The following is a 12,152-nucleotide window of genomic DNA, read 5'->3' as shown; positions in this document are numbered from 1 at the left end:
TATTAAATAATCATTGTTGATTAACCTTCTGAGATTTGTTATGGCTTTTTAGGAATATAATCATTAGAAAAGCAGAAGTTATAGCAGTTATAGAACCAAAGTAAAACGGAACACTAGAATCAATGCGATCATATAATATACCAGCAATCAAACTTGCGGGCAATAGAGTTAAACCAAGCATAGCGTTATAAATACCCATACCCGTACCACGTTTATTAGCATCAAGCATATCAGCGACAAAGGCTTTTTGAATACCATCGGTAGCAGCAGAGTAGACACCATACATGGCAAACAATATAAGAATAGCTTTGATACTATGAGTATAACCAAAACCAAAGTATACTATTGCATATAACAGATATCCAAAAACTAATATGCGTTCGCGTCCAATTTTATCGGAACGTGTCCCAAAAGGGACAGCTAGTGCCACTGAAACGGCATTAAAAATTAAATAGACGAGTGGAATATATGCAATCTTGATTCCGATTTCATTGGCTTTAACGATTAATAATGCATCAGTTGAATTACCTAAGGTGAAGACAAAAATAATACCTAGCAATAAATAATAGCGTTTGGGAAAGTCGCGGAATCTAAAACGTTTGTATAAACTGTCTTTATTCTTTTTTGCTTCTTTAATGAGTAGTAAAATTGTTATTACCCCAAGAGTTGCGGGTATAGCGGCAATTAAAAAAACTGTACGAAAACCACCCGGAATTAACCAAAGTATTGTAAAAGCAAGTAGCGGACCAATAATGGCACCGGTGTTATCCATAGCTTTATGTAAACCAAAACTACGACCAATATTTGATTTAGTCGCAGAACCAGCGACCAGACTATCACGTGGAGCAGTACGTATACCTTTACCAACACGCTCAATAAATCGTAAACCCAAAACCTGCAGTGGAGCAGTAACGATAGAATATATTGGTGTTACTATCGCAGTGATTGCATAACCAATAGCCATGAATGGTTTATTTTTACCAAGCTTATCACTACAAAACCCTGAAGCAGTTTTAACTAAAGCTGCTGTACTTTCGGCAACCCCTTCAATTAGTGAAAGTGTCGTTTTTGAAGCCCCAATTGACATTAGAAACAGGGGCATAATCGAATAAACCATCTTAGTTGAGGTATCAGTTAAAAAACTAACAAGCCCGGTAAAGAAAATATTTTTATTAACACCCAAAATGTTTTTTTGTGGAGGATCTGTAACATTATTAGGTGACGGCAATGTAGAGTTTTCTTGAGAATTATTCGAAGAATTTTTGTTGGAAATTTTAGAATTTGTATTCATAACGGAGATGCAATTTAGCAGGACTTAGAACTGATTGCTACAAATTAGAAACTGACAAATATAGATTGGAGATCTGATTTTAAATAAGAATAAATAGCAGCATATTAATGCCATGTATAATATTTCTCACTATTAAGCGGGGACTATTCATTTAATATATCTACTGGTAACAATGATTCTGGATGATATGAAATATAATTAGACCTTTCAGCTTTGTTAAGATTATCCCATCCTGCAAACCACAAATCTGTTGCAGTCGGTATCTCTGTGGGATTAATTATTTTAAACGTTGGATTATCTACAATAGCGCCTATGTCACTCAATGAATGAATACCCATATCCCACATATCAGCACCACGCGCACAAACGACGAATTGTCGACCGCTATTATCGAAACTTGGTAATACTTGCGAGTCAGGAGTATATGGCTGATAGAGTTTGCCACCTGATGGATCAAATAGCGCCCAAGCAGAACTACCATCTTTTTGGCGTAAACATACTTCTAGAACAGCATGCCCACCTGGTGGTGGTACTGCTGCTGTTTGAACGCAAACAGTTTAAGTAAATGATAATGAGAAAGAGTTGAACTAATAAACTTAAGCATTTGTATACCCTTATTTTAGGTTTTTCACTTCATCATTTATACTGATGATTTAACAAATTTTTTGTATCTTTACTAATTGCTCTAGTAACTAAAAATACCATAGAAATAAGGCGATAGAAATACGACAATAGAAATATTTTTGTTTGAAAACAGGCTTTTCGTTTCGCAAAAAAGTACTTTAAGATCGTTTTAACTTATATTGATGAGCTATCGATTTTACACACACGAATGCTTTAAAAATCATCTCTTCGTGTAAACTTGTTTAATAATTCTCACGCGCTGTTAGCGCAAGCATATAGCTAATTTAAAGTATGGCAATTTAGTTTAAAAACTCATAGATAAGATATATGACTTTACAACCAAACATTTGGCAACGAGCTTACGAAGAGTACCCTATAAATAAGAAACAAATTTGGCTAAATAATAGTGGGGTAACACCAGCCGGGCGACACATAGCAAAACGTATGCAAGAATACATGAACTTGCTTTGCTAATTTGGCAACAACTTAAGCCACTTGGTTTTAAAGCTGCTTATGATTTAAGCACCATACCTGTAAATGGTATTTTAGCAGTAAGCAAATCAAATATAAAAGCTAGCTTTTTAGAAAGCGAGCTAGCTAAACATAATATTATCGTTCGCGAGCGACTTGGTAAATTGCGTTTATCACCGCATATCTATTTAACACATGAGCAAATTAGGGGTACAACTGAAATTATAAGTAATGTAATTTAATATATTCTAATTTTTTCATGAGTTAATCTGGCGGATTTACGCTAAGGTAAGTTATTTCGATAGAGTGCCCACATGTTTTCTACAAATTTATCCCAGCATTGACCTTGGCGAGCCCAAGATGCATTAGTATAGTTAGTTCCTGTTTTGTCATCGATAATTGCTACTTGTTCATCTTCGTTTTCAGTCATCCAACGATCGACATAAGCAAACCAAGCGTCATGCCCCCAGTTAGTTTCGTTATGCATCATGCGCATTGCCAGGGCTTCACCAACCCATGATAGACTTGAGCAACATCGGCGATAGCCTTCGCTAGTATTATTATCATCAATCCAAGTACTTGGGTGTTTGTGTTCGTATGGGCCCCAGTCGTGACTGCCATGATCAAGAGGATCACCAGTTAAGGTATTCACACCTGAGTGGCCCATAAATAAAGGCCCATAACCTGTGTACCAATGAGTGCCGTAGCCGGTTTGTTCATCCTCTTGAAAATGTGCTTGTGAAAAAGTCGATGACACCGCGGCCATGCGATCATCACCAAGTAAACTACCAGCCAATACAATTGGAAACTTATAACCACTATGATGCCCACCCCAAGCATCCCAACCAGTATGGCCGGCTTCTAACATGCCAAAGCGATCGATGCCAATTTGAATAAGGCCATATAATAGCGCGTGCTGTTTGGCTTCGGGTAGGCCGCACATAAGCATGAGTGCTGAGATACCTACAACTCGCGCAGTCTCACGACCATAAACCGGCATGTTCTCAGCGGGCCTATCAAAAGGAAAAAATCCCATACTCGTCCATGGCCGCGCTACAAAGCGGATAAATTTATCAGCATCGGGTAATGAGCTTGGACAAGTTACTTGTGGTATTAATGTGTGTTTAATATTGCTCGCTTGGTAGAAATGCGTAGGGACAGCGACAGAAACAAAAGCAGGTCGAAAAGTATCAGCAGGCAACATACTATCAACACAGGTTAAAATCGCGGCGGTACGAATAGGAGTATAATCGCTGCTATTGCAGTTACTACCACTAGCCAAAGAATCTCTTGTGGTAGTAGGGCCGTCTGAGTTACCTAACATTTTATCAACTATATCAGATATCGACATGCTTATAGTAGATACTAAGGCGTCACCTGGTTTCATAGACACGGGCAGATGCATTCTCAGGCTAGGATCATAATTATTTCTTACGCCACTATCATATGCAGCTTTAGCGCTAATAGGTGGATTTAGCATAAAACCATTGCGTATATATGCCTGATCACTACGCATTGAGCGTTCACAGTTGCCGATTTCAGATTGAGGCACTTCATTATCATATAAAGGCTTAGGTGTAATTGCATCAATTGTTACCGGGCCGACAACATAATAATCACCGGTAATAAACTGCCCAACTTGTACTTTTTCAGTAAAGTGCCAAGTGATACCAGAAGCAGTAGTGATAGTATCAGTTAGAGTGCCAGTGCTAGGTGTTTGTGAGTTCGAGTTCGAAGTAGAGTTTGGGTCGTTATTAGAATTTGAATCATTATTTGTGCCGTCCGAATCATTCGAATTGTTATCAGTATCACTAATAATAGCTTGCCCAGCAGGGCAGGCAGTTAAAATAACTACTAGGGATATAAGGGTTAAAATTTTGATTTGAACATTCAAATTTTTATGATTTACCGTGATCATAAGACATACCACTTTAGCTTTGTACTACCACATTCACATACTGTGTGTGATATGCGCGTATATTTACCGCTATTCATTATACCATATTCTTAAGTAATTATTCTAGGCTCGCTGCACTAGTCGTACATTTTGTGCTTTAACTATAGCGCTTCAATTACTTTTTTTATATCAGCAGCTACGAGTTTTAAATTTGCCGCTGCTGCAACATTAAGTTTAATTTTTTTTTGATTTCGCTAAAATGCTACTTGATAGCAAAACAAGCAACATTCATTAGGTGCCGATGGTAAGCTTGGGTCTGGTGGTAGTGAAAATGACACTAATGAAAATAATGAAAACTTAAATGTCAATGATATTTCGAGGCAAAATTTTCAAGTACCACCATCTATAGTAGCTGATAATGGAGATATTGCAGATCACTATCTAATGAGAATTGCGGCAAAACACGGGCCACCATTTATGGGTCAAGTGTTAGCTGATATGGGAATAGGGGCTAAATTACTCCAACAAGGGGCAGTATTGGCATCTGGGGCACGTGCTTCAGGGTTTCCCAATCATATTGTTAAAGAACGTATTGCACGATTACATTTAGTACAACGGGAAATCGGTTTTATCTATCCAACCAGCGAGCATCCATTTGTTATAGAAAACATAGTTAATAAGCGAATTGCATCACGACCATCAACAGCAGGCGTACGTGCACATTTTGATAAAGCTTTAAAAAGCTTTGGTATTGATGCTTATGAGTTACATTGCAATAATGCAACAATCCATGAATCGCATCTAGAGGTTGTATTGGCGGTTGTCTCAGGCAAATCGCAAATTTTGCCATATCTACCTAATAAAGAATAAATATAGGCCAATTATTTAATATTTTTTTTAGAGAAAATCCGGTGAAAGCAAAAAATAGTTATACCAATAATAATTCCCCAAAAAGCGATAAGAAAAATCCATCCCTCAGGCTGCATAGTTGTCTTCTCCTTTGGTTTTACGGCGTGACCACGCAATTTTAACGGCGATAGCTAAAATTGTCAGTAGAACCATTAAGACAATACGGGTGCCAAGCACAAAAGGCTTGTTGGTATCGCTAACATTCTTCATTAAAATGACCGGCAGCCATTCTTGCCATAGCCATACACTTAAAATAATCAATAAAAATACTGGCGTAACATATTTGATAATGAATTTGTATGCTTTCGGTACACGCAAATCAGCGCCATGATGCATTTCATCCCAGGCCTTGTCGATACCAAGTATCCAGGCGAATAAAATTACTTCGATAGTTGCGAATAAAACCAAAAAGAAAGTACCACCCCAAAAATCAAGTTCATCAACAACGCCGTTTTGCAGCATAAAGATAGGGAAATGGCATAAGATAAATGCAATACTACCAAAGATAAATACCGCTTTTTTACGATTGATATTAAATTCATCTTCTAAAAACGCAATAGCTGGCTGCATAATCGATATTAACGAAGTGATACCAGCAAGAAATAGCAAGAAAAACCACAAAAAACCTAAAAACCCAGCGAGTGGTAGTTGATTTAAAATTAGAGGCATGGTGACAAAGCCGATATTAAAAACACCAGACGCTGCAATATCGCTAATATTAGTAGGGCCAAAAAATACAAACGCCGCGGGGATAATAATACTACCACCTAAAATTACTTCGGCGGTCTCGTTCATGCTTGTGGCACTTAAACCAGAGAGAGTAACATCATCACCTTTTGAGAGATAACTTGCATAGGTTAATATAACGCCAATACCTACACTAAGCGTGAAGAATATTTGCCCTGCAGCTTCAATCCAGACTTTTCCAGATTTTAAGGCGCTAAAATCTGGATTCCACAAAAATCCAAAGCCATTGCTTATATTCCAATCTGGGTGTTCTGGGTTAGGGGTACCTAAGGTTAATACACGGATGAAGAGTATTAAAGCGCAGCCAAATAAAAGAGGCACAGCGATGCGACAAATGCGTTCAATGCCACCTCTGATGCCGTGATATATAATCCAAAAACTAATGATAAAAGTTATAAAAAAACAGATATAAGCAGGCCAAATGCCACTGAAAAACTGATTAGTTTCTATGCCCTGATAACCTCGCAGAAAACTCTGCATGGTTTGCTGATCAGTAATAGAAGCGATAGTACCGTTAAGCGAATAAAAGCTATAACCTAATGTCCACGAAGCAATATAGACATAATAGATGAAGATAACTAGTGGACCAAAAATTCCGATTACACCAAAGTATTTAATGAAACGGTTTTTGCGCCAAACATTATGAAAAATGCCCGGTGCGGTGCCGTGTTCAAAGCCACCACCAAAACGACCAAGAGTCCACTCAACCCACATTAATGGAAGGCCAAGTAACAATAGCGCAACCAAATACGGAATCATAAAGGCGCCACCGCCATTAGCAGCAGCTTTAGCCGGAAAGCGTAAAAAATTGCCAAGGCCTATTGCCGAACCGGCTACTGCCATAATTATACCAAGCCGACTGGCCCAACTGTCGCGTTTTCTCGATGCCATAAAACCCCCTACAAGCTTGGGTTTGCCATAGAGTTAACATTTAAGTTGCCCGGTATATGACGAGATGGAATTATCTGCAATCACTAATTGAGGTGTTTTTTTACAACAAATTAATGGAGATAGCTAAACCTTATAACAAATCACCACTGGTGTTATATTTGATTAATACTGCATCTACAAAACCAAAACTATTTTTGCCCAGAGTACCAAAAGTGTATCCGCCTATACAAATGTTATCAGCAGCATCAACAGCAATGGCATATGAAATATGACCTACAGTAGGGTTTGCATTTTGTGACCACATAAATTCGCCTTGCTCAGAAAATAGTACCAGAGAATAGCCAGTGCCAGTTAGGTATACATTGCCATAGTGATAAACTACATCAAAGGCCTCTTGCGCTCCAGCATCGCCATATTGACGTGTCCATTGCCAAGAACCATCAATTAAATATTTTTGCAATAAAATATCAGTAGCACCTTGATTTATTTCAGCATCAACTGAGCCTTTCGTAGAACCAGCAATATAAATTGCACCTTTATTATCTAACGAAAGTGTCCAGCCGTAATCATCTGCAGCTGAGCCGCTTTGATTTTTAATAAGTTGGGTTTGTCCGAATAGATCATAAACAACCCAAAATAAATCAGAACCACCTTGATTAGTTGAGAATAAAGAGCCGTTTGTTGCACCTGTTATATATAAATAAGAACCATCTGTATCGATATCCATGGCTACATCTGCATAAACAGTTCCGAATTGGGTAATCCATTGGCGATCGCCATTAGTATCATATTTGGCAATAAAGGCATCACTGCCACCTGAACTTTGGTTACCGGGTAAAGCGTTATCTGCAGAACCACATAAATAGGCATTGCCTGCATCATCAACTACTAAATTATGACAACGATCTTCAGCAACAGAACCGAACACCCGTGTCCATTGTAGTTGATGATTAGAATTATATTTGCGCAAAAAAACATCAGAGGCGCCTGATATGCTTTGACCTTCTAGACTATCGCCACTTGTCCAACCGCAAACATAAATATTACCATTATCATCAAGGTCTACTCTTGCAGCATAATCATCATTGGTTGCGCCAAATTGGTTAGTCCAGCGATTGTTTCCAGAAAAATCAAATAAGGCAATAAAGGCATCCATGCCACCTTTATAATTATAGCCAAGAATGCTATTAGTAGCGCCAACACCATAAATAAATCCTGAATTATCAGCAACAAGACCACCAAAGCCATCATAAAGAATTCCGCCAAATTGCAAAACTCCATTCCATTCTGGTTGACACATACCATTGCCATCGCAGGTTAATAGACTATCGCATAAATTAAATGGGTCAGTATCTTTGGGTATTGGGGCACACATACCCATAGTTAAGCAAGTATATTTATTATTGCACGAGTTGCATGAACCAGTACATGCTTCTTGGCAGCAAATACCTTCTTCGCCACAATGATTACTTAGACATTCAAAATCTTCATGACATGCTTCGCCGATAGATGCTGCATAACAGTTGTAATCTTTGCAATGTGTGCTTGCACACTGATAGTCTGCTTCGCAATTAGCTTTTGCAGACAATGCCCAACATTGGCCATTGCCATCACATGCAGCAACACCAGGGCAAAAATCATAAAGATCTTCACCATCAGCTATTGCTTCACAAGTGCCAGACTCACAACTCTCACAACCCCTTTTACACACAGTAGGGCAACATATGCCATGATGAGCACAGTTTTTGCTTTTACAATCATTATCGATTTTGCATTCTTCACCGGTTTGTTTGGGCTCCCAGCATATGTTTTCATCAAGGTCGCATTGCCCTGAGTCACATTCATAGTCATGATTGCAAAATAACCCTGCAGCTAGGGTAAAACACCGAGAAGCACCATCGCAAGCAGTAGCGCCAGGACAGTCGTTTTTAGGGTCTTGGCCTAAAATAACAGCAGTGCATGCACCATTTATACATTCTTGACATGATATACAATCCGTATCACGTATGCAAAAGTCATAATTAAGGCAGGCCGAAAGAGAAAAATTCAGAGAAAGACTTAAAAAAATTATAATAAATATATATTTCATGTTTGCCGTCCTAATATTTATAAGCGATAACGTAGTGACAACCCACCATTGCCATAGATTGCCAATGATGAATTTGAGCCTTGCTCGACCCCAGGAGCCCATATCGGCCCAGCTAGTAGTGAAAGCTGTAAAGACCACTGCGGTCTGACATAAAACACTGAAGCATCGATACCTGTACCAAATGCATAGCGAGTGCGTATGCCACCAGTTGCGAATTCTTGACGCATATGTGTAGCATTTAATGCAGCGCCTCCTGAGAATCTAAATGCACCTATACTAGTGTTAATATCGCTTGCTATCCCAGCAACTATTGATGTTGAAATTGCATTTAAATAATACGACCAAGAGATAAAATGGTCTTTTGTGTAACCATAACCTAAAGCTAATGATATAAATTGATGGGTGTGATCGAGACGAATAGATGCAAGTACCGATGAGGCTGGTAGTAATATACCTCGTGAAGATATTCCTTGTCGTGCCTCAACACCTATCGAAGTTGTGACGGCTGGAATAAATTCACGAGCATATAAAGAATGATACGATCCCTTAGCCCATAATTTTTTACTCTTACGGCCTAATGAAGCAATAATACTATGCTCTTGGGGAGTATGAAGTATAATAATACTATTATTATTAAACTGAAAACTTTCTTGTATTAGATTTTCTTTTGAATCAATAAATTTTACATTCGCAGTACCAGGAAAAATTTTAATTTCTTTACGGTCGCCTTGTTGCTTATCAATGACTTCAAAGAATTGGCCATCAGCATATTCTAAGATTACCCGTCCTTTTAATTCTTCAGCTAATATCAAAGTTGAACTACGATTATTCGGAAAGCTTAAATATAAGGGACCGCTTGATTTAAGACGAGTAACAAATTGTTGTGGTATTTGTCGTCGATCGCGATCTGCCGTGTAAGCTACAGTATTGCGACGGGTGTAATCCCAAATACTATCAAGCGTAATACCGATACCATCACGAGGTGCTTTCTCAAGTGCTTCAGTGAAAAAATGCATAAAAACGCCACCGAGTTCACTATCTTCATAACTTACTTCTCCAGCACCACTTGAAACTAACCAAATACTACCTTCTGATAGTAAAACTTCTTGAGGCAGCTCGTTAAAAAGATTAACACCCGGAGTTAATTTTGCGCCTTTTTCTGCTAGTGCTGCTTGATCGAGGCTGCCACTATAGCAAGCATCAAACACACCTAATTGCAGCGTGGCATTAATTTTATGAAAAATCTGCACTAAATCTGCAGTTGAAAGCGGTTTATCTTGCAAAAGTAAACGACCACTTTGGCCATGACCTGAAAAGAAAAAAGCGAAAAGACTATCAACTTTATCATATAATTGTTCATCAGCTTTTTTTTGGGATGCAATCGTTGCCGCGGCTTTAAGAATTTCGTCGCGTGAAGCACCGGTTAATAAAATAGTACGTTTATGAGAAGCATCGAAGTTAGCTAACTCGATTAAGCGATTATATAAAGATATTGCCTCACGTTCGGCGTGTTGCAAAGGAGGAAAAGGTTGTTTGCCATTAGCATCTATACCTATGTTATTGCCAACTACAATAGCATAACGAACAACAGCTGCATGTGATATTGAAGATAAAGATAGCAGTAAAAATATAATGAACGTAAAATAAAAGCGCTGATGATTTATTTCCATGTGATCACCGTTCTTGCACCGATTATTCGTATAGGCAATTGACAATCATTGTTAGATTGCAAAGCCGCCTGTCTTGCAGTAACTAGAATTGAAGAAAGTTTAAGCGGTTGATCTGAAAAAACGCCAACTATCCATTCACAATTGGTCTGTTTTTCAATGATTGCGCCATGGGGAAGGGCAATATTTGCACCCTTACGGATTTGGGCACTCAGTTGGCTATCTATTGGAAATAATAAGCTGGTATTGCCAGTTTGCTCAACGCTGAGTAAAGCAAGATAGCCATCTTTGGTAGTAGTATAGAAGAAACTAATTTGGTCGCCATCTTGCAAATTGTGGTTTTTAGTTAAACTAAACCGCTCGGTGCCTCGCTGTACGGCAATGGTAATAGTATCATCACCGCCCTTCATGGCAATCTGACCAAAATTTTGTGTATCTTTAGGATATATATGTTCAAGAAGATCTTGATGCCAAATTGATAATGCAAAAAATATTGCCATTGCACCAACAAAAGTAAAACTTAGAAATTTAATATGTTGTCTAACAAAGAGAGTAAAGGAGCTTAGTTGCGAAAAAATAGGTTGGTTGCTTTTTGTTAATGCTCGCCACTCACTTATAGTTTGGGTGCACTCATGGCATTGTTTCATATGTTCATCAACTATCTGTATATCTTCTGGTTTGGCAACACCGGATAAAGTAGCAGATAATTTAGCAAGCTCTGGGCATACTATATCTTCTTCACGCATATCGCCCAAACGAAAAGCCAGAAGTTTCTCTATAGTTTCGTTATTTATACTTATAGTATTAAATGAGTTATTCATAATAGACTCCCTGATTGCCTAAAATGTTGTGGGGTTCTAGGGCGTTCAATACATTTTCGTAAAGTTGAAATGGATTTTGATAATACTCTGCCAATATATTGTTTAGATGCACCAACAAGATTACCTATATCGGGATTAGTCATGCCACGAAAAAAGCGTAGCTTTAAAATTTTTTGAGTTTTGGGAGATAGTTTGGCCAAGCAACTCTCAAGTCGTGGTATTAAAAGTTTATAATTAGCCCGTTCTTCTAAATTTAGTGTGGTTGCAGCCGCAAGTTCATCCATATCCATTAGGGAGCGTCTTTGTTGACGACGACGCTCTTTAATTGCAAGGCGAACTGCAATAAGTTGCACATAAGTGCGTACAGCCTCTGCGTGTTCAATCGAATGAATATATTTAATGATAAATTGGGTTAGGGCTTCAACGCTCACTTCAGTGGCGATAAATTCATTATCTAACATGCGCGTGCAAACATTAAAGACTATTGGCCAGCAAATATTCCACAGTTGTCGAGAGGCAGCGGCATCGTTTTGCCTAGCTTTATTTAGAAGCTCTTCAGTAATAATATTTTTAAGTATGATAGCCATATTTATAATCAGTGCCTCGGTAAATATTTATTGTAGTATAATAAAACAATATTTGTCAGCAATTAATTTTTGAGTGTTACTGATACGGTATATGTCCGCAGTATAAGCACGGGTAAATGTCCGCGATCAACATGGGCAAGGTGTAGTAGTTTGTCATG

Annotated in this window: 10 protein-coding genes; 2 read left to right on the top strand and 8 right to left on the bottom strand. The window is 38.3% G+C overall.

What is annotated here, in order from left to right:
• Window positions 1–10: 10 nt before the first annotated feature.
• The gene (locus tag JW841_16130; protein MBN1962463.1) at window positions 11–1,291 is read right to left on the bottom strand and encodes an MFS transporter; all 1,281 of its coding nucleotides are present in this window, start codon (window positions 1,289–1,291) and stop codon (window positions 11–13) included.
• A 143-nt stretch (window positions 1,292–1,434) separates the two neighbouring features.
• Entirely contained in the window at window positions 1,435–1,614 is a 180-nt protein-coding gene (locus JW841_16125; protein MBN1962462.1) for a hypothetical protein, read from the bottom strand.
• 768 nt (window positions 1,615–2,382) lie between these two features.
• On the opposite strand from JW841_16125, the gene JW841_16120 reads away from it, so the two are divergent.
• The gene (locus JW841_16120) at window positions 2,383–2,628 is read left to right on the top strand and encodes a hypothetical protein (protein ID MBN1962461.1); all 246 of its coding nucleotides are present in this window, start codon (window positions 2,383–2,385) and stop codon (window positions 2,626–2,628) included.
• Between the two features lie 41 nt (window positions 2,629–2,669).
• Here the strand turns inward: JW841_16120 and JW841_16115 are convergent, their stop codons facing one another.
• The gene (locus tag JW841_16115; GenBank protein MBN1962460.1) at window positions 2,670–4,304 is read right to left on the bottom strand and encodes a hypothetical protein; all 1,635 of its coding nucleotides are present in this window, start codon (window positions 4,302–4,304) and stop codon (window positions 2,670–2,672) included.
• A 423-nt stretch (window positions 4,305–4,727) separates the two neighbouring features.
• Here JW841_16115 and JW841_16110 point away from each other — a divergent pair, with 423 nt between their 5' ends.
• The gene (locus JW841_16110; GenBank protein ID MBN1962459.1) at window positions 4,728–5,153 is read left to right on the top strand and encodes a hypothetical protein; all 426 of its coding nucleotides are present in this window, start codon (window positions 4,728–4,730) and stop codon (window positions 5,151–5,153) included.
• A 105-nt stretch (window positions 5,154–5,258) separates the two neighbouring features.
• Here the strand turns inward: JW841_16110 and JW841_16105 are convergent, their stop codons facing one another.
• The 5 genes from JW841_16105 to JW841_16085 form a co-directional block, all read right to left on the bottom strand.
• Window positions 5,259–6,830 (bottom strand): sodium-dependent transporter, encoded by a 1,572-nt coding sequence (locus JW841_16105; GenBank protein MBN1962458.1) that lies wholly within the window; start codon window positions 6,828–6,830, stop codon window positions 5,259–5,261.
• Window positions 6,831–6,960: 130 nt separating this feature from the next.
• Window positions 6,961–8,919 (bottom strand): SBBP repeat-containing protein, encoded by a 1,959-nt coding sequence (locus JW841_16100; protein ID MBN1962457.1) that lies wholly within the window; start codon window positions 8,917–8,919, stop codon window positions 6,961–6,963.
• 17 nt (window positions 8,920–8,936) lie between these two features.
• Window positions 8,937–10,589, bottom strand: a complete 1,653-nt coding sequence (locus tag JW841_16095; GenBank protein ID MBN1962456.1) for a caspase family protein — start codon at window positions 10,587–10,589, stop codon at window positions 8,937–8,939.
• Window positions 10,580–11,407 (bottom strand): DUF4384 domain-containing protein, encoded by an 828-nt coding sequence (locus JW841_16090; protein ID MBN1962455.1) that lies wholly within the window; start codon window positions 11,405–11,407, stop codon window positions 10,580–10,582. The genes JW841_16095 and JW841_16090 overlap by 10 nt, the downstream gene beginning before the upstream one ends.
• Window positions 11,404–11,994 carry a sigma-70 family RNA polymerase sigma factor gene (locus JW841_16085; GenBank protein ID MBN1962454.1) on the bottom strand — a complete coding sequence of 197 codons (591 nt, stop codon included), beginning with the start codon at window positions 11,992–11,994 and terminating at the stop codon, window positions 11,404–11,406. The genes JW841_16090 and JW841_16085 overlap by 4 nt, the downstream gene beginning before the upstream one ends.
• Between the last annotated feature and the right edge of the window lie 158 nt (window positions 11,995–12,152).

The organism is Deltaproteobacteria bacterium (assembly GCA_016931625.1).
Lineage (GTDB): Bacteria > Myxococcota > XYA12-FULL-58-9 > XYA12-FULL-58-9 > JAFGEK01 > JAFGEK01.
The sequence above is the reverse complement of the archived record's forward strand: the minus strand, read 5'-3'. Positions and strand labels throughout refer to the sequence as shown.

Bases quoted from the DNA above. Each gene is read 5' to 3' on its own strand.
- JW841_16090 (MBN1962455.1), bottom strand. From the start codon at position 11,407: ATGAATAACTCATTTAATACTATAAGTATAAATAACGAAACTATAGAG.
- JW841_16100 (MBN1962457.1), bottom strand. From the start codon at position 8,919: ATGAAATATATATTTATTATAATTTTTTTAAGTCTTTCTCTGAATTTT.
- JW841_16115 (MBN1962460.1), bottom strand. From the start codon at position 4,304: ATGATCACGGTAAATCATAAAAATTTGAATGTTCAAATCAAAATTTTA.
- JW841_16130 (MBN1962463.1), bottom strand. From the start codon at position 1,291: ATGAATACAAATTCTAAAATTTCCAACAAAAATTCTTCGAATAATTCT.
- JW841_16110 (MBN1962459.1), top strand. From the start codon at position 4,728: ATGAGAATTGCGGCAAAACACGGGCCACCATTTATGGGTCAAGTGTTA.
- JW841_16095 (MBN1962456.1), bottom strand. From the start codon at position 10,589: ATGGAAATAAATCATCAGCGCTTTTATTTTACGTTCATTATATTTTTA.
- JW841_16105 (MBN1962458.1), bottom strand. From the start codon at position 6,830: ATGGCATCGAGAAAACGCGACAGTTGGGCCAGTCGGCTTGGTATAATT.
- JW841_16085 (MBN1962454.1), bottom strand. From the start codon at position 11,994: ATGGCTATCATACTTAAAAATATTATTACTGAAGAGCTTCTAAATAAA.